Source organism: Streptomyces sp. NBC_00344, assembly GCF_036088315.1.
Classification (GTDB): domain Bacteria; phylum Actinomycetota; class Actinomycetes; order Streptomycetales; family Streptomycetaceae; genus Streptomyces.
This window is the reverse complement of record NZ_CP107996.1, coordinates 3,827,139-3,847,749: the sequence shown is the minus strand read 5'-3', so window position 1 is coordinate 3,847,749 and position 20,611 is coordinate 3,827,139. Positions and strand designations below refer to the sequence as shown.

At 68.2% G+C, this 20,611-nt stretch carries 21 protein-coding genes, 1 pseudogene and 1 riboswitch; of the genes and pseudogenes, 15 read left to right on the top strand and 7 right to left on the bottom strand.

Annotated elements, in window-relative coordinates:
* Positions 1–6 precede the first annotated feature (6 nt).
* Positions 7–1,305 (bottom strand): threonine synthase, encoded by a 1,299-nt coding sequence (gene thrC, locus OHS16_RS17380; RefSeq protein WP_328538118.1) that lies wholly within the window; start codon positions 1,303–1,305, stop codon positions 7–9.
* Between the two features lie 18 nt (positions 1,306–1,323).
* A riboswitch (SAM riboswitch) is annotated at positions 1,324–1,450 on the bottom strand.
* A 190-nt stretch (positions 1,451–1,640) separates the two neighbouring features.
* Here thrC and OHS16_RS17375 point away from each other — a divergent pair.
* Together OHS16_RS17375 and OHS16_RS17370 are read left to right on the top strand one after the other, a co-directional pair.
* Positions 1,641–2,579 carry a glucosyl-3-phosphoglycerate synthase gene (locus tag OHS16_RS17375; protein WP_328538117.1) on the top strand — a complete coding sequence of 313 codons (939 nt, stop codon included), beginning with the start codon at positions 1,641–1,643 and terminating at the stop codon, positions 2,577–2,579.
* Between the two features lie 78 nt (positions 2,580–2,657).
* Positions 2,658–4,058 (top strand): alpha,alpha-trehalose-phosphate synthase (UDP-forming), encoded by a 1,401-nt coding sequence (locus OHS16_RS17370; protein ID WP_328538116.1) that lies wholly within the window; start codon positions 2,658–2,660, stop codon positions 4,056–4,058.
* Here the strand turns inward: OHS16_RS17370 and otsB are convergent.
* From otsB to OHS16_RS17355, 3 genes are all read right to left on the bottom strand, one after another.
* Positions 4,048–4,896: a trehalose-phosphatase gene (gene otsB / locus OHS16_RS17365; RefSeq protein WP_328538115.1), complete on the bottom strand. Its 849-nt coding sequence runs from the start codon at positions 4,894–4,896 to the stop codon at positions 4,048–4,050. The genes OHS16_RS17370 and otsB overlap by 11 nt on opposite strands.
* 62 nt (positions 4,897–4,958) lie before the next feature.
* Positions 4,959–5,210: a DUF3263 domain-containing protein gene (locus tag OHS16_RS17360; protein WP_328538114.1), complete on the bottom strand. Its 252-nt coding sequence runs from the start codon at positions 5,208–5,210 to the stop codon at positions 4,959–4,961.
* 34 nt (positions 5,211–5,244) lie between these two features.
* Complete coding sequence (locus tag OHS16_RS17355) at positions 5,245–6,516, bottom strand: extracellular solute-binding protein (RefSeq protein WP_443042638.1); 1,272 nt, start codon at positions 6,514–6,516, stop codon at positions 5,245–5,247.
* 237 nt (positions 6,517–6,753) lie between these two features.
* Here OHS16_RS17355 and OHS16_RS17350 point away from each other — a divergent pair, with 237 nt between their 5' ends.
* The 4 genes from OHS16_RS17350 (at position 6,754) to OHS16_RS17335 (ending at position 10,454) form a co-directional block, all read left to right on the top strand.
* Entirely contained in the window at positions 6,754–7,167 is a 414-nt protein-coding gene (locus OHS16_RS17350; RefSeq protein ID WP_328538113.1) for a hypothetical protein, read from the top strand.
* Between the two features lie 133 nt (positions 7,168–7,300).
* Positions 7,301–8,275 carry an ROK family protein gene (locus tag OHS16_RS17345; RefSeq protein WP_328538112.1) on the top strand — a complete coding sequence of 325 codons (975 nt, stop codon included), beginning with the start codon at positions 7,301–7,303 and terminating at the stop codon, positions 8,273–8,275.
* Positions 8,275–9,423, top strand: a complete 1,149-nt coding sequence (nagA, locus tag OHS16_RS17340; RefSeq protein ID WP_328538111.1) for an N-acetylglucosamine-6-phosphate deacetylase — start codon at positions 8,275–8,277, stop codon at positions 9,421–9,423. The genes OHS16_RS17345 and nagA overlap by 1 nt, the downstream gene beginning before the upstream one ends.
* Before the next feature lie 92 nt (positions 9,424–9,515).
* Entirely contained in the window at positions 9,516–10,454 is a 939-nt protein-coding gene (locus OHS16_RS17335) for a 1-phosphofructokinase family hexose kinase (RefSeq protein ID WP_328540880.1), read from the top strand.
* A 15-nt stretch (positions 10,455–10,469) separates the two neighbouring features.
* Here the strand turns inward: OHS16_RS17335 and OHS16_RS17330 are convergent, their stop codons facing one another.
* Positions 10,470–11,441 carry a CBM35 domain-containing protein gene (locus tag OHS16_RS17330; RefSeq protein WP_328538110.1) on the bottom strand — a complete coding sequence of 324 codons (972 nt, stop codon included), beginning with the start codon at positions 11,439–11,441 and terminating at the stop codon, positions 10,470–10,472.
* A 111-nt stretch (positions 11,442–11,552) separates the two neighbouring features.
* The gene (gene cdgB / locus OHS16_RS17325; RefSeq protein WP_328538109.1) at positions 11,553–13,202 is read right to left on the bottom strand and encodes a diguanylate cyclase CdgB; all 1,650 of its coding nucleotides are present in this window, start codon (positions 13,200–13,202) and stop codon (positions 11,553–11,555) included.
* Positions 13,203–13,518: 316 nt separating this feature from the next.
* Here cdgB and OHS16_RS17320 point away from each other — a divergent pair, with 316 nt between their 5' ends.
* Entirely contained in the window at positions 13,519–14,073 is a 555-nt protein-coding gene (locus OHS16_RS17320; protein ID WP_328538108.1) for a flavin reductase family protein, read from the top strand.
* Between the two features lie 104 nt (positions 14,074–14,177).
* Here OHS16_RS17320 and arfB read toward each other — a convergent pair whose 3' ends face one another.
* Positions 14,178–14,615: an alternative ribosome rescue aminoacyl-tRNA hydrolase ArfB gene (gene arfB, locus OHS16_RS17315; RefSeq protein ID WP_328538107.1), complete on the bottom strand. Its 438-nt coding sequence runs from the start codon at positions 14,613–14,615 to the stop codon at positions 14,178–14,180.
* 160 nt (positions 14,616–14,775) lie between these two features.
* Between arfB and OHS16_RS17310 the strand changes: the two genes are divergently transcribed.
* The 8 genes and pseudogenes from OHS16_RS17310 (at position 14,776) to OHS16_RS17275 (ending at position 20,596) form a co-directional block, all read left to right on the top strand.
* Entirely contained in the window at positions 14,776–15,351 is a 576-nt protein-coding gene (locus OHS16_RS17310; RefSeq protein WP_328538106.1) for a TerD family protein, read from the top strand.
* Positions 15,352–15,877: 526 nt separating this feature from the next.
* Positions 15,878–16,048, top strand: coding sequence for a hypothetical protein (locus OHS16_RS32135; RefSeq protein ID WP_443042637.1), 171 nt, complete (start codon positions 15,878–15,880; stop codon positions 16,046–16,048).
* 258 nt (positions 16,049–16,306) lie between these two features.
* Positions 16,307–16,639: a hypothetical protein gene (locus OHS16_RS17300; protein ID WP_328540878.1), complete on the top strand. Its 333-nt coding sequence runs from the start codon at positions 16,307–16,309 to the stop codon at positions 16,637–16,639.
* 11 nt (positions 16,640–16,650) lie between these two features.
* A complete protein-coding gene (locus OHS16_RS17295) occupies positions 16,651–16,959 on the top strand; it encodes a pore-forming ESAT-6 family protein (RefSeq protein ID WP_328538105.1) in 309 nt (102 codons plus the stop codon).
* A 73-nt stretch (positions 16,960–17,032) separates the two neighbouring features.
* Entirely contained in the window at positions 17,033–17,419 is a 387-nt protein-coding gene (locus OHS16_RS17290) for a DUF6507 family protein (RefSeq protein ID WP_328538104.1), read from the top strand.
* Complete coding sequence (locus tag OHS16_RS17285) at positions 17,416–19,704, top strand: hypothetical protein (protein ID WP_328538103.1); 2,289 nt, start codon at positions 17,416–17,418, stop codon at positions 19,702–19,704. Before OHS16_RS17290 ends, OHS16_RS17285 begins: the two co-directional genes overlap by 4 nt.
* Before the next feature lie 429 nt (positions 19,705–20,133).
* Positions 20,134–20,330, top strand: a pseudogene (locus tag OHS16_RS17280) (HD domain-containing protein); the annotation flags it as partial.
* Positions 20,330–20,596, top strand: coding sequence for a hypothetical protein (locus tag OHS16_RS17275; protein ID WP_328538102.1), 267 nt, complete (start codon positions 20,330–20,332; stop codon positions 20,594–20,596). The pseudogene OHS16_RS17280 and the gene OHS16_RS17275, both read left to right, overlap by 1 nt.
* The last annotated feature ends 15 nt before the right edge of the window (positions 20,597–20,611 follow it).

The following is a 20,611-nucleotide window of genomic DNA, read 5'->3' as shown; positions in this document are numbered from 1 at the left end:
GGGGATTCAGCTCGCGGCCAGTCCGGCCTCGCGGAACGCGTCCAGGGTCGGGCGGATCGTCGCGGTGGGACCGGACGTCGGCGCGACGGCGTCCAGGGTCTTGAGGCCGTCACCGGTGTTCAGGACCACGGTGGACAGCGCCGGGTCCAGCAGACCCGCCTCGAGCAGCTTCTTGGTCACTCCGACGGTCACACCGCCCGCGGTCTCCGCGAAGATGCCCTCGGTACGGGCCAGCAGCTTGATCGCGTCGACGATCTGCTCGTCGTTGACGTCCTCGACCGCGCCGCCGGTGCGCCGGGCGATGTCCAGGACGTACGGGCCGTCCGCCGGGTTGCCGATGGCGAGGGACTTGGCGATCGTGTTCGGCTTCTGCGGCCTGACGACGTCGTGCCCGGCCTTGTAGGCGGTGGAGACCGGGGAGCAGCCCTCGGCCTGCGCACCGAAGATCCGGTAGGGCTTGTCCTCGACGAGACCGAGCTTGATCAGCTCCTGCAGACCCTTGTCGATCTTCGTCAGCTGGGAGCCCGACGCGATGGGGATGACGATCTGGTCCGGAAGCCGCCAGCCGAGCTGCTCGCAGATCTCGTAGGCCAGCGTCTTGGAACCCTCGCCGTAGTACGGGCGGAGGTTGACGTTGACGAAGCCCCAGCCCTCTCCGATCGGGTCGCCGATGAGCTCGGAGCAGAAGCGGTTCACGTCGTCGTAGTTGCCCTCGATGCCGACCAGCTCACCGCCGTACACCGCGGCCATCACGACCTTGCCCTGCTCCAGGTCGTGCGGGATGAACACGCAGGAGCGGAATCCGGAGCGGGCGGCGGCGGCGCCGACGGCGCCGGCCAGGTTACCGGTGGAGGAGCAGGAGAGGGTGGTGAAGCCGAAGGCGCGGGCGGCCTCGACGGCGATCGCGACGACACGGTCCTTGAAGGAGTGCGTCGGGTTGCCGGAGTCGTCCTTGATGTGCAGACCACCGGTGATACCGAGCTCACGGGCCAGGTTGTCGGCCTTGACCAGCTTGGTGAAGCCCGGGTTCAGATTGGGCTGGGACGCCACGTCGGCGGGGACGGGCAGCAGCGGGGCGTAGCGCCAGATGTTGTCGGGCCCGGCCTCGATGCGCTTCTTCAGCTCGTCGGGAGAGCCGCTCGGCAGGTCGTAGGCGACTTCGAGCGGCCCGAAACAGGAGGCGCAGGCGAAGATCGGTCCGAGGGCGAAACGCTCTCCGCACTCGCGGCAGGAAAGCGCCGCGGCGGGTCCGAGATCGACGGATCCGGCGGTGCTGGTGGTTTCGGCGACAGTCTGAGCAGCCATGGTGGCGAGGTCCCTTTCTCCTCATCTTCCTCGCGACGTACTTCGCCGCGAGACGGAATTGGCACCTTCCCCACCATGACCTCGCGGTCGGCGGAAGGTTGCCGGGACTTCAACGGGCCGTTCCCTCAGTCCCTCTGGATGAGCGCTGTGACACCGGCCAGGAGGCCCGTGTATTTGTTGTCGTACTCAACCGCGTACTGACCCCCGGCATGCGACGGTCATCCGCGTTGTTCAAGACTGTAACCGAAGGCCGGAACGATTGAGAGAGTCGTCCGCACCGCGAGATGACAGTCGGACAAGCCGCTGCCGCGGCGGGCACACCGAGGAGACACCCCGTGCTGGATGAGGTGGAACGCTGGCTGACCAGGCGTTCCTGGTCAGCTGCCGACCGACCGCTGGACCAGCTGGCTGCCGCCAAGCGTGGCACCAAGGTGAGTGTGGTGCTCCCGGCGCTGAACGAGGAGGCGACAGTCGGTGAGATCGTCGCGACCATCAGGCGGGACCTGATGGAGGCCGTACCGCTCGTCGACGAACTGGTCGTGATCGACTCGGGCTCCACCGACCGTACGGCCGAGGTCGCCGCGGCGGCGGGCGCCCGCGTGGTGCACCGGGACACCGTTCTGCCCCGGATAGCGGCGGTGCCGGGCAAGGGCGAGGTGCTGTGGCGCTCCCTCCTGGTGACAAGCGGTGAGATCGTTTGCTTCATCGACGCCGACCTCAAGGACTTCTCGGCGGATTTCGTGTCCGGCATCGTGGGGCCACTGCTGACCGATCCTGATGTGCACTTCGTCAAGGCGATGTACGACCGTCCGCTGGGCGAGACCCCCGGGCAGGGCGGCCGGGTGACCGAGCTGGTGGCCCGTCCGCTGCTCAATCTGCACTGGCCGCAGCTGGCCGGATTCGTTCAGCCGCTGGGCGGCGAGTACGCCGTCCGGCGTGAGCTTCTCGAACAGCTGCCCTTCCCTGTCGGATACGGCGTGGAGCTCGGCCTGCTCGTCGACGCCCTGCACACGGTGGGTCTCGACGCGCTGGCCCAGGTCGACGTCGGCTCACGCCGGCACCGCCACCAGGACGGTCTGGCGCTGGGCCGGATGGCTGCCGCGATCTACCGGACCGCGCAGCTGCGGCTCTCCCGGGGCCATCTGGTGCGTCCCGCGCTCACCCAGTTCGAACGCGGACCAGGCGGGTTCGTGCCGCGCACGCATCCGGTGGACACCGAGGAGCGGCCGCCGATGCGGGAGCTCGCGGAGTACGAGGCCCGCCGCGCCGCCTGAAAATCCGGGCCGTCCGGCGTTTGAGGCCATCTTCGAGCCGCACGTTTATGCGCCGCGGCCACGGGCTAAGTTCGCCCCATGGCCTCTCCGCACCGTGCAAACGTCCTGGTCGCCTCCAACCGGGGCCCCGTTTCGTACAGCCTGGACGAGGACGGCGGTCTCGAAGCAAAACGCGGCGGGGGCGGGCTGGTCTCGGGGCTTTCGGCGATCGGGGCCGACGCGGACTCGCTGTGGGTGTGCGCCGCGCTCGGCGACGGTGACCGCGAGGCGGTGCGGCGCGGGGTCGGTGAGACGGGTGTGCGGATGCTCGACATCGACGCCTCCGTGCACGCCGCCGCGTACAACGGCATCGCCAACTCCGTGCTGTGGTTCGTCCATCACATGCTGTACCAGACACCGCTCGAGCCGGTATTCGACGCGGAGTTCCGGCAGCAGTGGGAGGACTTCCGCACCTACAACAGGGCGTTCGCCGACGCGCTCGCCGCTGAGGCCGCCGACGGCGCTTCGGTGCTGGTGCAGGACTACCACTTGGCGCTGGTGCCCGGAATGCTGCGCGAACTCCGCCCCGACCTGCGGATCGGCCACTTCTCGCACACCCCCTGGGCACCCGTCGACTACTTCCGGCTGCTGCCCGACGACATCGGCGAGGAGTTGCTGCGCGGCATCCTGGGCGCCGACCGGGCCGCGTTCCTGACCCGGCGCTGGGCCGACGCCTTCACCGGCTGCTGCGCGGAGGTGCTCGGAGGTACCGGCAGCACGGCCATCGGGGTGCACGGACTGGGCGCCGACGCGGACTTCCTGCGGGCGCGGTCCCACGAAAAGGACGTGGACGGGCGCATGGCGGAACTGCGCGAGCAGATCGGCGGCAGCGGCGACCGGCGGACCATCGTCCGGGTGGACCGCACGGAACTCTCCAAGAACATCGTGCGCGGTCTGCTCGCCTACCGGGAACTGCTCGACACCCGGCCGGAGTGGCGCGGCCGGGTGGTGCACATCGCCCTCGCCTACCCGTCGCGCCAGGACCTCACGGTCTACCGCGACTACATGGCGGAGGTGCGGCGGGTCGCCGACGAGATCAACTCCCGCTACGGCAGCGCCGACTGGACCCCGGTCGTGATGCACCTCAAGGACGACTTCGCCCGCTCGCTCGCCGCCTACCGGCTGGCGGACGTCGCCCTGGTCAACCCGATCCGGGACGGGATGAACCTGGTCGCCAAGGAGGTCCCCGTGGTGTCGGACCTCGGGTGCGCGCTGGTGCTCTCCCGTGAGGCGGGCGCATACGAAGAGCTCGGCCGGGACGCGGTCACGGTGAACCCGTACGACGTGTCGGGCACCGCTGCCGCTCTGCACGAAGCGCTCACCATGCCGGACGCGGAGCGCGCCGAGCGCACCGAGCGGCTGGCCGCGGCCGCCACCGCGCTGCCCCCGCAGCAGTGGTTCATCGACCAGCTGCACGCACTGGCCGGGGCTACGGACTGACCACGCGCGCCAGCTCCGCCAGGAACGCGGCGACCGCGCCGGGGCCCGGCAGCGGCAGGTCGGCCCTGGCCGCGAGTTCGGGGACCTCATTGTCCCCGCTGCACACCAGCAGCCCCGGTACGCCCTCCGAGCGGAGCTTCCCGACCGCGTCGAACGCGGGCAGGTCGCCGAGGTCGTCCCCGGCGTAGACGACTGATCCGGCGCCCACCTCGCGCACGTACTCGGTCAGCGCGACGCCCTTGTCGACGCCGGGCGGCCGCAGCTCCAGGACCATCCGGCCCGGCTCCACGATCAGCCCGTGCCGTGCGGCGAGTACGGCCAGCGGCTGCCGGAGGGCTTCGAAGGCGGCCCGGGGGTCGGTGGCCCTGCGCGTGTGGACGGCGATCGCCTGGCCCTTGTCCTCGATCCAGGTACCGCGCCAGGCACCGATGCCGTCCAGGTACCCGGGAAGTCCGGCGCGGACCGCCGCGACGCCCGGATGCGGCGCCGGGGCGTTGACGGCGCCGCTGACGGCGTCCCAGCGCTCGGCACCGTAGTGGCCGAGGACCACGAGATGTTCCAGGCCGGACACTCCGGCGAAGCCGCCGTACCGTACGGCGACCCCTGCCGGGCGGCCCGTCACCACAGCGACGGATGCGACCCGCGGGGCGAGCGCGGCGAGGGCGGGGACCACATCCGGGTGGGCACGGGCCTGCTCGGGGTCCGGCACGATATCGGCGAGGGTTCCGTCGAAGTCGAGGGCCACGACGGCTTTTTCCGGCCTGGCCAGAAAAGCGGCGAGGCCTTCGCGGCCCGCTGCGGTGGCGGGGGTCGGCAGGGTGTTCGATGGGCTGCCCATGGTGCGACCTTAGCCGTGCGCGGCGGGCCCGGCACGGGCAACGGGGCAGCCGCCCGCCGGAGCTACCGCCGCTCGCGCCGCGCGTCCCGCACCCGTCGCAACCGGTTGACGGTGACGGGATCGTGCGCCAGCGCCCTCTCGTCGTCGAGGAGGGAGTTCAGGAGCTGGTAGTAGCGGACCGGCGAGATGCCCAGCTGCTCGCGTATCGCGCGTTCCTTGGCGCCGGGCCCGGGCCACGCCCGCCGTTCGACGGCGAGCACCGCTCGGTCCCGCTCGGGGAGCGGCGCGGGGCCCCGGGTCTCGTCGCCAGTCATATCAGTCAACGTACTGGGGAGCCGCCGGAGCGGGCTACTCCGCGCTCTGTGCGGCCGATGCGGTGTTCTGGATCTGGTTGAGGACGCTCTCGGGGTTGCCGTCGGGCTGGACGGCCTTGCCGATCTGCTTCTTGATCGTGTCGCTGACCTGCGCCCAGGACGTCTTGCCGACCGGCGGCAGCTGCGAGGTGGGCAGCTCGTCCAGGAACTTCTTCAGCTCCTTGTGCTTCGGGTCGTCGGAGAGCTTGTCCGACGCCGAGACGGTCGGCGGCAACAGGTCGTATGTGGTGGCGAACTCCAGGACGTTGCGGTCATTGAAGACGTAGTCGAGGAACTTCCCGATCTGCGCACGGTGGCCGTTCTGCCTGAACCCCATGATCCAGTCGGAGACGCCCATGGTGGTCTTGGCCGTGCCGTTGATGCCGGGCATCGGGACCTTGCCGACCTTGATGCCCTTGTCCTCGGCCTGCTGCATCAGCTGCGGGTGACCGTTGAGCATGCCGACCTGGCCCTTGGTGAACGCGGCGAAGGCGTCCTTGCGGTCGAGTTGCCCGGGTGTCACCGGACCGACCAGATCCTTGCCGACGAGGTGCGTCTTCAGCCAGTCGAGGGTCTTGATGTTCTGCGGCGAGTTGATGGTGTACGTGCCGACACCGTCGGTGTAGCCGTCACCGCCGCTGAGCAGCCACATCTGCGTCTCGGCCTGGGCCTCTTCGCTGCCGAGCGGGAGCGCGTACGGGTACTTCACGCCGCGCGCCTTGAGCACCGAGGCGTCCGACGCCAGCTGGTCCCAGGTCTTCGGCGGGGTGAGGCCGGCCGCGTCGAACAGCTTCTCGTTGTAGAAGAGCAGCCGGGTGGACGCGACGAACGGCATGCCGTACTGCTTGCGGTCCTGCTCGCCGGCGTCGGCGAGCGGGCCGAGGAAGTTGGCCTGCACGGGTATGGAGAGCAGGTCGTCGGCGCTGTAGAGCTTGCCCTGGGCCGCGTAGTCGGCGTACGCGCCGATCTGCGCGATGTCGGGGGCGTGGCCCGCCTTCACCATCTTGGCGACCTCGGAGTCCACGACCTTCCAGGACAGCACCTTCACATCGACCTTGATGCCGGGGTTGTTGTTCTCGAAAGTGCTGATCACGCCGTCCCAGTACTTCTGGGTCGAGTCGCCGTCGTTGGGGTCGTAGTTCGCGACCACCATGCTCAGGGTGGCGTCGCCGGCCGAGGATCCGCCGTCGCTGCCACAGCCGGAAAGACCTGCCGTCATCCCGAGCGCGGCGATTCCCGCGGTCAGTCCCATCAAGCGGCGCTGCACAGCCCTTTACCCACCCTTGTGTTCCAGTCGGTCCCCCGTGACGTCCTGTCGCAATAGGCTGCGATTTTTCCTCACGTCCCCCCACAAGGTCTACACCACACGGGTCTCGCTTCTGCAACGCACCCCCACACATCGCGCCGTCCTGGTCAACACCCGTTCATTAATGGGTGGTTGCTGGTTCGGACCAGTCGTAGCCTGTTGCCGCTCCAGCCATCGAGATGAATGAGGCATACAGCTATGCGCAACATCCTTCGGACGGCAGCAGTAGCGGGCGCCGGCGCCCTGCTCACCTTCGCCACCGCGACCAGCGCCTTCGCCGAGAGCACCTGGTTCGTATATTCGGCCAACAAGGCAGGATTCGGTGAATTCACTGACAACGGGGACAAGTTCGTCGCCTGCGACCACGCGGCCGACGGCTACGGCGTCTATCTGAAGATGACCGGTCAGGTCTACAGAGGGCCGGCCACCGGCAATGTGGGTGTCAGCGCCGCGACGTACTTCAGCATCGGCAACGGCAACTGCAGCAGCAACTGGGTCCCCTACGACCTGGCCGAGAAGACCCCGGTGACCCTGCAGGTCTGCCTCGGCAAGTCGATCAACGGCTTCGTCGAGGTGAGCGGCTGCGGCGCTGTGACGAAGATGACCGCCTGACACCTCGCGCGACCGCCCCGGCCCGGGATCGCACCGCCCGGCCGGGGCGACTTTGCCGGGGCTTTGTATGCGAGCGCAACAATCCAACACAGTGGACTAGACCTTTTCTGGTTCTCCGCGCCACACTGTCCGTGTGACTGCATTCTCCCGGGGGACGCCCTCCGGACACCCGGCCGGAAGCCATGTCATCGCCCTGGACGTGGGCGGTACCGGCATGAAGGCCGCCCTGGTCGGGGCCGACGGCGCCCTGCTCCACGAGGCACGGCGGGCCACCGGCAGGAAGCGGGGGCCCGAGGCCGTCGTCGCGTCGATCCTGGACTTCGCCGCCGAGCTGTACGCCTACGGAACCGGGCATTTCGGGGAGCCCGCCGCGGCGGCCGGGGTCGCCGTCCCCGGCATAGTCGACGCCGAGAGCGGTACAGCGGTCTACGCCGCCAACCTCGGCTGGCGTGACGTCCCCCTGCGGAAGCTTCTCAGCGACCGGCTGCACGGCATTCCGGTCGCACTCGGCCACGACGTGCGCACCGGCGGACTCGCCGAGGGGCGGATCGGGGCGGGCCGGGGCAGCGACCGGTTCCTGTTCATGCCGCTCGGCACCGGGATCGCGGGGGCCATCGGCATCGACGGCGCGATCGAGGCGGGCGCCCACGGATACGCGGGCGAGATCGGCCACGTCGTGGTGCGCCACGGCGGCGTCGCCTGCGGCTGCGGGCAGCGCGGCTGCCTCGAGCGGTACGCCTCCGCGTCCGCTGTCTCGCTGGCCTGGGCCGCGGCGTCCGGCGACCCGGAAGCGGACGCGGCCGACTGCGCCAAAGCGGTCGACTCGGGTGACCCGCGGGCCGCCGCCGTATGGCAGGACGCGGTGGACGCGCTCGCCGACGGCCTGGTCACCGCGCTCACCCTGCTCGATCCCCGTACGTTGATCATCGGTGGTGGTCTCGCCGAGGCCGGGGAGACCCTGTTCGCACCACTGCGGGCAGCGGTCGAGGAACGGGTGACGTTCCAGAAACTCCCCCATATCGTCCCGGCGGCCCTCGGGGACACCGCCGGCTGCCTGGGCGCAGGGCTGCTCGCCTGGGATCTTCTCTCCACGGAGGTATCCGCCTGATGGCCGGAAGCGAAGCAAGCACAGTTCTCTCCGGGGCCCGGGTGGTGCTGCCGACCGGGACCGTGGAGGGCGGCCGGGTCATCGTGGAAGGACCGCGCATCGCCGGAAGCTCCCGGGCCGACTCGGCCGTTGTCGACCTTTCGGGCCACTGGGTGGTTCCCGGTTTCGTCGACATGCATGTGCACGGCGGCGGCGGGAACTCCTTCACATCGGGGACGCCCGACGAGGTGCTCAAGGGCATCCACACCCACCGGCTGCACGGCACCACGACGATCGTCGCCTCCACCGTCACCGGCGACATGGACTTCCTCGCCGAGCGGGCCTCGCTCCTGTCCGAACTGGTCGAACAGGGCGACCTGGCGGGCATCCACTTCGAGGGCCCGTTCATCTCACCGTGCCGCAAGGGCGCCCACAGCGAGGCCCTGCTGCGCGACCCGGACCCCGCCGACGTCCGCAAGCTGATGGACGCGGCGCGCGGCACCGCGAAGATGTTCACCCTCGCCACCGAGATGAAGGGCGGCATCGACTCGGTACGGCTGCTCCGCGAACACGGCGTGATCGCGGCCATCGGTCACACCGACGCCACCTACGAGCAGACCGTCGAGGCCATCGAGGCCGGGGCGACCGTCGCCACCCATCTCTTCAACGCGATGCCGCCGCTGGGCCACCGCGATCCCGGCCCGATCGCCGCGCTGCTCGAGGACGAACGGATCACCGTCGAGCTGATCAACGACGGCACCCATCTGCATCCGGCCGCCCTGGAGCTCGCCTTCCGGTGCGCGGGCTCCCCGCGGGTGGCGTTCATCACCGACGCCATGGACGCGGCGGGTTTCGGCGACGGGATCTACCACCTCGGCCCGCTGGAGGTCGAGGTCAAGGAGGGCGTCGCCCGGCTGGTCGAAGGCGGCTCCATCGCCGGCTCCACCCTCACCCTGGACACGGCCTTCCGGCGGTCGGTGACCGTGGACAGGCTTCCGGTGGAGGACGTCGTGCGGTCCATCGCGGCCAACCCGGCCCGGCTGCTCGGTGTCTACGACAGGGTCGGCTCGCTGGAGCCCGGCAAGGACGCCGACCTGGTCGTGCTCGACGCGGACTTCGCGCTGACCGGGGTGATGCGCAAGGGCGAATGGGTGGTTGACCCGCGGTAGCCCGATTTGCCGCAGCAGCGGACGTCGCCGTAGCCGAAGCGGCAGGTCCTTGGGTCTGGGCCTGCCGCTTCCGCTTTGGCATGATCGTTTCTGTGCTGCTGACCGTCACCCTGAACACCGCCCTGGACATCACCTACCGCGTCCCCGCCCTCACCCCGCACGCCAGTCACCGAGTCGAAGCGGTCACCGAACGGGCCGGAGGCAAGGGTCTGAACGTGGCCCGGGTGCTGTCGGCGCTCGGCCACGAGACGGTGGTGACGGGCTTCGCCGGAGGCCCCACCGGCGCGGTGCTGCGCGGGCTCCTCGCGGAGCTGCCGCCCATCGACGCCCTCGTGCCGGTCGCCGGGACCACCCGCCGCACGATCGCCGTCGTCGACACCGCGTCGGGCGACACGACTCAGCTGAACGAGCCGGGCCCGACGATCTCGTCCACCGAGTGGGAGGCCTTCCTCGGCTCCTACGCGCACCTGCTGAGGAAGGCCGAAGCGGTGGCCCTCTGCGGCAGCCTGCCGCCGGGTGTCCCGGTCGGCGCCTACGCCCAGCTGGTGCGCCAGGCCCGCGCGGCCGGTGTGCCCGTCCTGCTGGACACCAGCGGCGAACCACTGCGCCGCGGCATAGCCGCCCGCCCCGGCCTGATCAAGCCGAACGCCGATGAACTGGCCCAGCTGACCGGCTCCCGCGAGCCTCTGCGCGCCACCCGCGACGCCCGCCGCCGGGGCGCGGACACCGTGGTCGCGTCGCTTGGCGCGGACGGAATGCTCGCCGTGACCCCGGACGGCAGCTGGCAGGCCGCGCCCCCGGCCCGCTTCCCCGGCAATCCGACCGGCGCGGGTGACTCGGCGGTGGCCGGACTGCTCTCGGGCCTGGTGGAACAGCTCCCCTGGCCGCAGCGCCTGGCCCGCGCGGTGGCGCTGTCGGCGGCGACCGTACGGGCGCCCGCGGCGGGCGAGTTCGACCGCACAACGTACGAGGACCTGCTTCCGCAGGTCCTCGTCACCGATCTCACCGAGCCCGGCTCCCGGGCCGGGTAGCTCTCCTACCGGGCCTCAGCCCTGCTGACCGGCCTTCAGCTTGAGCTGGTCCAGGTTGACACCGCACTTGTCTCCCTGTTCACAGGAGATCTTGATGGTGTTGGAGCCCTTCTTGAGGTTGATGTAGTTGAAGGTGTTGGTCCACCCCTTCGACGCGTCGCCCTCGGGCGCGTGCGCGAAGTTCTTCATGTTGACCGAAGCAGGCTTGGCCGCGTCGTTGACCGTGAGAGAGGTCTTGGCGTCGGTGCCCGGCACGCCGTAGTCGATGGACAGGGTGTACGCCCCGCTCTCGGGCACATCCACGGTCCAGGTCGCCGAGTCGCCCGGCTGGGCGAGCACCACGTAGGCGCCACCCGCCGCCTTGGCACCCGGCACGTCCTTCCCGGTGGTCGCCGCGCCGCCCAGCGTCAGCGTCGCCGCATCCTGCTTCGGCAGGTCGGCCTCCGCCGGCTTGGACGCGCTCTCGCTTGGCTTGACCGACTGGGCCGCGGTCCGGCCGCCGGAACCACCCGGCTGGGCGCCCTTGTCCTTGTCGCCGCCGCTGGTCATCAGCGCGGCTCCGATCCCGATCACCACGACCGCTACCACCGCGACCGCGCCGATCAGCAGGCCCTTGTGCTGGGGTCCGTTGCCGCGCCCGCCGCTGCCGTTGCCGTACTGGGCCGGGGGCGCCGGCGGCGGTGCTCCCGGGTAGGTCTCCGGTGCCGCGTACTGCGCGGTCGGCTGCCCGTACTGCTGCGGCGGTGCCTGCTGCTGCCCGTACTGCTGCTGGGGCGCCTGCTGCCCGTACTGGCGCTCGCCGACCGTACGCACATGGTTGTACGACGTCCGGGGCACCCCGGGCTGGCCGCCTGCCGACGGTCCCGGGTAGCCGTATCCGCCGCCTCCGGGCGGGGGAACGGCACCTGCTGCCCGGCCGTCCTCGTACAGATAGCCGAACGGGTCGTCGTCCTCGGGCGTGCTCGTGCCGTTGTTGCCGGCCGTCATTCCCTGGTACTCCTCACACATCGCTGACCCGGGCGAGCCTACCCCGTACGGGCGAACGCAAGGGCCGGTCCGCCGGGCAGCGGCGGCCCGGAGTGTGCGGTGTCACAGCGGCTATCCGGCCCGTCGGTGCACCTTCGCCCGGGAGCGCTTTTCGATGTACATCCGCTGGTCGGCGGAGCGCAGGACCTCTTCGACCGACATCCCGCAGACCGCCCAGCCGATACCGAAACTGGCTCCGACGCGCACCGCCCGGCCGTCCACCCTGATAGGCGGAATAATGGCATTTCTCAGCCGTACGGCCAGGTCAGCGGCGTCCGCGGCGCCGAGGCCGTCCGCCAGCACGACGAATTCGTCACCTCCGAGCCTGGCAACGGTGTCACCGTCCCGCACGCCGGTGGTCAGACGCCGCGCGACCTCGATGAGCACCGCGTCACCGGTGTGGTGCCCGAAGCGGTCATTGATCGACTTGAAGCCGTCGAGGTCGCAGAAGAGCACCGCGAGCCCCTTCGTACCGTCGTCGACTTCGCTCGTCGGGGCGACCAGGTGGATGGGGTGGTCATAGGCGGCGGCCGATCCGGCGCCGAAGTCGAAACGGTGCGCACCGGAGTCCGTGGTGGACGCGCCCTGTTCGTAGGCCGCGTCCAGCGCCTCGATGGCCGTCTCGCGGGCCGCGTCGGGGCGGGCGCACAGCCGGGCACTGAGCCGGGCGCGCAGTTCGGCACTGTTGGGCAGTCCGGTCAGCGAGTCGTGCGATGCGCGGTGGGCGAGTTGCAGCTCGTGGCGCTTGCGCTCCTCGACGTCCTCGACGTGGGTGAGGAGGAAGCGGGGGCCGTCGGCGGTGTCGGCCACCACCGAGTTGCGGAGCGAGACCCAAACGTACGAATCGTCACGCCGCCGCAGCCTCAGCTCGGCGCGCCCGCCCTCGGCGGAGGTACGGAGCAGGGTGCCGACGTCCTCGGGGTGGACCAGATCGGCGAAGGAGTAGCGCCGCATCACGGACGCCGGCCTGCCCAGCAGTCTGCAGAGCGCGTCATTGGTTCTGAGCAGCCGGCCGTGCTGGTCGCCCCCCATCTCCGCGATGGCCATCCCGCTGGGGGCGTACTCGAAGGCCTGGCGGAAGGATTCCTCACTGGCACGCAGCGCCTGCTGCTCGCGTTCCAGCCTCACCAGGGCGCGCTGCATATTGGCGCGCAGCCGGGCGTTGGTGATCGCTATGGCGGCCTGGAAGGCGTACATCTGGAGCGCCTCCTGCCCCCAGGCGCCGGGGTGTCTGCCATTGCGCGGGCGGTCGACGGATATGACCCCGACGAGATCGCCGCCGGACGCGTCGGTGGCGTACATCGGGGCGAAGAGCCGGTCCGCCGGGTGCCACTCGTCCTCGAAGCGCGGCTCGGGGCCGTCGTTGTACCAGTGCGGCACGTCGTCGTGGTCGAGGACCCAGCCCTCGGTGTAGGGGATGAAGCGGAGGTCTCCCCAGGACTCGCCCATGGCCAGCCTGCGTTCCCAGGATTCGCGCGAGCCGACCCGGCCCGTCATCAGCGCGGCGGCGGAGTCGTCACCGGCGAGGGCCGCGACGATCAGATCGCCGTCCGGGCGTACGAGATTGACGCAGGCCAGTTCGTAACCGAGCCCGGACACGATGCCGTCGGCCACGGTCTGCAGGGTGTCCGCCAGGCTGCGTGCCTGATTGAGGTTGGCGACCGCTTGATGCAACTGCCGCAGGGTCGCAAGACGGACGTACGGCTCCGACTCGGTCTCCATCGTTCGCTCTCCCCGAGACCTCGACAGCAACTCCAGGGTTCTCCATCAGCGCTCTTGGTGCAGTATCTCCGCCACTGAATCACAGCGAGCTGTGCCCCAGGTACACAGGGTCAACAATTTATGCCGGTCGTGACTCAAGTCACATCAGGGTATGAAGGGTTGAAGGAGTAACAGCGGAGAACCCCTGTTTTTTCTTGAACGCTGAACAAGAGCTGAACAAGAACGGCCGCGCCGGGGCACCCTCCGGGGGTCCTAGGACCGGCCTGGTCCTCAGGCCCGATGCGGACGCGGCGCGTCCGCCGCTAGCGTTCCTGATGTGTTCCAGACGATCCCCACCCCGCGCTCCGAGCCCATCCCCCATCCTGAGGGGGTGAGCAACGACGACTTCCGTGCCGCCATGTCCCGGCTCAGTGCGGGCGTGGTGCTGGTGACGGCCCATGACGCGGACGACGGACCGCGCGGCGAGGACGTCGGGATGACGGCCACCGCGTTCACGTCGGTGTCGCTGGACCCGCCCCTGGTGATGGTGAGCGTGCGGAACGGCTCACGGATGGACGATCTGCTCGCGGAACAGCCGCTCTGGGCCGCGTCGCTGCTCTCCGAGAACCAGCGTCACATCGCGGGCCGCTTCGCGATGAAGGGGCGTATCAGTGACCGTCTGCTCTTCGAGGACATCCCCTTCACCCGTGGCGACGAGTCGGGCGCGCCGTTGATGGAGGGAGCCCTGGCGAACCTGGAGTGCTCGACCGAGCAGCGCGTCGTGGCGGGGGATCACACCCTGGTCATCGGACGGGTGCTGACGGCGGCCGTGCCGACCGGGGATGCGGGACCGCTGACGTACTTCCGGGGGCGTTACCGGCATCTGGGCTGAAGCCCCGGGACCGGGCTGACTGGTGCCAGGCCGCGGCGGGGAGGCTGAGGGTACGGGCCGGGACCGGGCGGGAGACCGGACCAGGCGTCCCAGCCGGGCGGCCGTCAGTCCCAGCCGCGCCCCGCGCGGCCCCGCTTCGTGTCGCTGCGCTGCTTCTTGTTGCGCAGGCGCCGCTCGTTGATCCCGCGGGGAATCTTGGTCGCCCGCCGCGGCTTCGGCGGCGGCGCCGTCGCCTCCGCGAGCAGCGAGGCCAGCCGCACCGCGGCCATCTCCCGGTTGCGCCACTGCGACCGGTGCTCGGAGGCGCGCACCGCGATCACGCCGTCCACCAGCCGGGCTGACAGCCGCTCCAGGGCGCGGTCCTTCCAGACCTGCGGCAGCGCGTCGGTGTTCGCGAGGTCGAAGCGGAGCTCCACCTGTGAGTCGGTGGTGTTCACGTGCTGGCCGCCGGGTCCCGACGACCGCGAGAAACGCCACATCAGTTCGGCCTCCGGCAGGGAGACGGAACCGCGGATGACATAAGGACCGGACATGTGATCCATGGTCGCTGCTGCGGACGCCTCCCGTCACCCACTTTTCGGCTGCCGGGTAAAGATTGCAAAGAGACCTGGAACCAGGCGGTCCCCTGCCGACGTTATGCCGGATGACGGTAGCTTCGTGACCGCACGGAGCCCGCACACCGAAACGGAAAGGGACATCCCCATGGCTGTAAGCCTGTCCAAGGGCGGCAACGTCTCCCTCACCAAGGAGGCCCCGGGCCTGACCGCCGTCACGGTCGGCCTCGGCTGGGACGTCCGCACCACCACCGGCACGGACTTCGACCTCGACGCCTCGGCGATCGCGGTGAACCCGGCCGGCAAGGTCTACTCCGACAAGCACTTCGTCTTCTTCAACAACAAGGCGACCCCGGACCAGAGCATCGAGCACACCGGTGACAACGTCACGGGCCAGGGCGAGGGCGACGACGAGCAGATCAAGGTCAACCTGGCCGCCCTGCCCGCCGATGTCGAGAAGATCGTCTTCCCGGTGTCGATCTACGACGCGGAGAACCGCTCGCAGAACTTCGGCCAGGTCCGGAACGCCTTCATCCGCATCGTCAACCAGGCCGGCGGCACCGAGATCGCCCGCTACGACCTGAGCGAGGACGCCGCCACCGAGACCGCCATGGTCTTCGGCGAGCTCTACCGCAACGGCGCCGAGTGGAAGTTCCGCGCCGTCGGCCAGGGTTACGCCTCGGGCCTCGTCGGCATCGCCCAGGACTTCGGCGTCAGCGTCTGACGTACGCCCTGCCGCACAGCAGCTGAGCCCCCGGCACCCGCCGGGGGCTCAGCTGCTGGAGGGCGTTGCCCCGCGAGTCACGAACCCGGCCTGACTGAGGCCAATGTGGCCTTCCCGCTAGGACCCGGGGCCTTACGTCACCCGGGGAGGGGCCATGGCCGGGGGGCCGAGCAGTGAGCCGAGCAGTCCGCAGGCCATCGAACTGGTGTACCAGCCATCTGTGAAGGACGTCATTCCGCACTACGGGCCCGGAGCCAGGTCAGCGCGCAGGCACACAGACAGCGCAGAACCACCCCCATCCACCTGCCTCTGATCCTGCCCTGCCTGCTCATTTCCCTCATCCTCTCCTCGGAGGATCCAACGGCTTTCCGGTCCCACTGATCGTGATGTTTGTGGCCATGCCCTTCGCAGCGCCCTGGCTGCAGGCCTACCCCAGCTCCACTCGCTGGCCAAGAAGCGGGGTGAACCGAGCACGCTCGTCTCGCACGCGGGAGCGCGGACAGCCTCGGAGCACACATCCACCGTCATGACCTGGGAGGCACAGCCCCGCTATGCGGAGGGGCGCGATGTCTTCGTGCTGCTCAGTTCCGACAAGAACGCGACCAGCTTCACCATGCTGCCCAAACGCGCACTGCGGACTCCGGCGGAGGTCGACCAGCTGCGCTCACTGCTCGACCAGCACGCGGCCCGCGGCTGACTACCCATGGGACAGCCGATGTGACAGGCGCCCCCGATGAACTGCCCCTACCGTGCGGACGCACTCTGACTCGACCTCGCCAAGTAGTTGCGCCAGCAACGAATTTGGCCCCATCGAGGTGAGCAGCCTCACTTACCCGCCCTCGTGCAAATCGCAGATGGGACGCATGTTCGATGAGTATGCTTTCGACTCCAATGAGTGGTGGGCCGTGTGCACTTGTTCACGGCTCGTGCAAGTCGTAACGGGGGGGTGAGCTCATTGAAGTTCGACATGGGATCCACGACTCTGTCGGATCTGGGAAAGAGCACGTCTGGGTCGAGCAGTGATCTCGGCGTACTGATCCAGCAGTTGATCGCTGCGGCGGCACCGCTGGAGGGGAAGTTCAACGGGGCGGGGAAGACCGCATTCGACACGTTCAAGCATCACTCGGACGAGATCACCGCTGCGTTGAACGGTTCGCTGCACTCGATCCTGGGCGGCCAGTCCGGAATGAACACCTCGTTCGTGACGGGCGATCAGGAGAGCGCGGACAACGCGCAGCAGCACATGAGTGCCGCGAACTTCGATGCTGCCCGGTTTTCCGGGCGATAAGGGGAGCCGTCGTGACGAGCCAGGACCGCACGAGTTATGACACCGGAGCCTCGGTCGAGGTACAGGGCGGACTACAGGGAATCATCGGCCGGCTGGAACTCGTACTCAGCGACCGGGACCGAGCGGTGAAGGCCGCGATGGCCGACTTCGCCGCGGATGGCGTCTCCGACGAGTACCACGGCAAGGAAATCCGCTGGAACCGTGCCGCCGACGAGGTGCGCAACATTATCCGTCTGCTGCGCAGCACGCTGGAGAAGAACGACGGGACAGCCCATTCGACCCTGTCGAGGGCGAAGGCCGCAGTCGACAACATCGGCTGATCACAGGGCCGGTGCGGGAACCGGGGCGGCTGGGGAGCGGCCCCGACTACGGGGAACAGGGGCCAGGGGTTTCATGACGGCTTGGGACATCAGCGTGTCGGGGGTGCAGGGCGTCCTGGACAGGACGGCCACTGCGGCCGAGGGGCTGTCCGACGCGGGCAAAGCGCTGGACAAGACGCTGCCGAGTGCCGCGACTTCGGCAGGCACGATCTCCGGCACCTACTGCGGCGCGGGACCGCCCAGTGGGCCGGTCGCGGGTGCCCTGGCCGAATTCTTCAACGCGAAACAGCGGGACCTCCTCTATATAGCGAAACGCACCACCAAGTCGTTGAACGGTGCGGCCGAAGCCACCCGCGAATACGTCAAGGGCGACCTCACCATGGCCGCGGACACCCAGCGCAAGACGATCCAGGAACCCACAATCGATCTGCCGGGAGACACGAAGAAGGGGGCGAAGTGAGCGACCACTCGCTGATCATCCCCTCGGGCATCCCTCAGTTCACTGGTGATCTGGATCAACTGGAAACCGACACACTGGCGTTGACCGCCGAGGCTGTACTGTTCCGGACCTCAGGCGCGTCCGTGCACTCCACGTTCCAGGGCCTGTCCGCGTTCTACAAGGCTCCCGAGGCGGAGCAACTGTTCGCGACCACCGCCCCGGTGGCCACCAAGGCGGATTCCTTCGCGGATGACCTGGAGACCGCAGCGTCGGCGCTCAGTGCCTACAGCACCGAGGTACGCCCCCTGGTGGCACGGCTCAAGAGTCTCAAGGGCGACGCTCTCTCGTTCGTGGACAGCGTGCAGGGCGACGATCACTGGCACAGGGACCAGGACAAGGTCGATCACAACAACGATCTGTGGCACGACGTCAACGCCGCCGTGGCTGCCTTCCAGGCCGCCGAGGTCACCTGCCACGACAAGATCACCGCACTCGTCGCCGGTGGTACGCATCTCATAGCCGACGACGGCACCCACAAGCCGAACATGTACGGCTACTCGGCCGACACCCTCAACCACGCCGAAGAAACGCCGTGGGGCGCGCCGGCTGAACGTGAGTACACCGGTCTGGCCTGGCTCGGCCACCAGGCGAAGAGCTTTCTGTGGGACGGCTTCGTCGTCGACGGAGTCTGGGGCACGGTCAAAGGCCTGGGCACTCTCTTCGACGTGACCGACCTGGACAAAGCGGGACAGGCGTGGGAGGGACTGGCCAAGCTGGGCACCGGCCTCGCCCTCTCCACCCCCGGCATCGCCCAGATCTACTGGACCACCCCCGCCAAAGAACTGCCCTCCTGGCTGCGCGACAGCCGCAAGGCCGTGAAAGACACCGGCAAAGCGCTCGTCGCCTGGGACGAATGGGGCAAGAACCCCGCCCGGGCCGCCGGTGCGGTCACCTTCAACATCGTGACCACCGTCTTCACCGAGGGGGCAGGCACCGCCTCGAAAACCGGTGCGCTCGCCAAGACCGCCTCGGTGGTCGGCAAGGCGGGGCGCCTCGTCGACCCCATGACGTACATCGCCAAAGCCGGCAAGGTCGCCACCATCAAGGTCGGCGACCTCTTCGCCGGCCTCAAGAACATCCACACCGGCGGCTACAACGACATCCTGTCCGGCGCCGGCCGCCTCCAGCCCGACGGCACCGTACTCAAACTCGGCAACGACGCCCCCGTCGTCACCGGCAGCCACATCGAATGGCCCGACGGAACCCGCCTCAACCTCGACGATGGTTCCGTCATCCGCCCCGACGGCACCACCGCCCCGGCCCACGTCGAACTCTCCGCCGCCGACCGTGCGGCGCTGGAGAACTCGCTCCCGCACCGGCAGCCCGAATCGGTGCAAGTCGGTTCTCATGTTGCTCACACCGCTTCAGATACGTTCGGCCGGGCCAAAGGTGACCTGCCAACCACCGAGACGATCACAGTGCCCAACGATCTACCCGGTCACATACCGAGTGGCGGTGCCAATCATGTCGCGCATGGCCCGGTGGGGAGCCATGACCCCAGCAACCAGCACGCGCCGCAGAGGAACTCAGGCACCGGTGCTCACCCGACGGGTGGAAGCTCTTCAAGTCACAGCAGCAACGGAAACCATGTCCCCGGACATCAGGCCGCCGCCACACCCCCGGGTGCATCATCTGGGGGCAGCGGTAACGCATCGCTTGGAACGCACGGTAGCTCGGGAGCAAGTTCATCTTTGGATCCGAAATTCGTCGATGAGCGAATCAAGGAACTCGATGACCGTCAAGGAGGTCAGGGGCATGCACCTGGGCGCCACCTCTACCCCGACGATGAAGCTCTGCGCAACCGACTCGGCACGGTGCAGACCGACACAGGTGGAACACCCAAGGTCTACGGACCGAACTCAAGCAATCCCGGGCTGCTAAAATCCGAGAACAATATTGATCCACTCACTGGAACGACTGTAGATGGCGTTCACGGGGGATCTCACAGGGTGGGGCCGTACGCAACTCGCTTTGACAACGCAGAAGATATGGTACGTGCGGATGCTTACTTCCGTGACGAACTCGCACGCACGGGCGCACCTCCGGCGGAGACATCAATCGATGATGTTCTCGGGATAGATGGATACAGACGCCTGACTGGCTACTATCGGGATCCCATCAATCCAGACAATTTTCTTCCCGTTGATTTTGAGGGTGGAACGATCCAGCCGGTATACAGGATGCATGACGGGAAGTGGAAATTGCACACAATGTTCACCAACCCTGCCCCCGGCCGCCACCCTTAAAGGAACACAACGTGAATAGCGAACTGGAAACATTCATCAAAACCTACCTACACCTAGAGCAAGCATATGACACGAGCGGGTATCTTCGACCGACACTGACGGCTTTTAGCGATTCGTATACACGAAGTGTACGTAATGGTCTCTCAGAAATCCTGCGCAGTGGAAGCTTGACAGTAGCCGACTACGAACGACTGACAAATATTGAATTTCCCGACGAAAACTCTCTCTACGACTATCTTCAGCAGGTGTATTCATATCTATTCGAAGGAGCTCCAAAGCAGCCTTCACCCCCGGAGTAACTGTTAACATCGGAGAGCTGAGGTAAAAGCAGCAGCATTCATCGAGGAAGTCACCAGGAAATCACCATCAGCCGACGCAAGTGAAAGGGGAACCGGCCTGGTGGCCAGCGACAGGACGGGGAGAAACGCCACCAAACAGTCGGGTGAGAACTTGGATCACTACGCCGGACGGATCATCGGCGTGCCCGGAGCGTTGTTGATCAAAGAGGCTGACATTACTCACAACGCCGCCCCACAACGCCTGGCCAGCTGGACTCAGCGACCAGATACCGCCTCACCGCGAAGTTCACCCGTATACGGCACCTGTTGGGACTGGCTGCAGACTGATGGCACATGACTACGACAGCCAGCTGCTGGAATCCGTCGCGGTCCGGCGGCGGCGGATGCGCGATGCGTTGCTGTTCGGGACCGAGCGGCGGCGCCGTTCGGCGGATGAACGGCTGGGGAAGGTCTTCGCCGGGATCGTGATCGCTGCGGTGCTCTGCGCGGGCTGTGTCGGCTGGTCGTTCGTTTCTCATCGGGTGATGGGAAAGTCACCCCTGAGTCCGTCCATACAGCAGAGTTCGCCGCCCGTGTCGCCTTCGGCTCGATGATAGGTTCGAACGCGT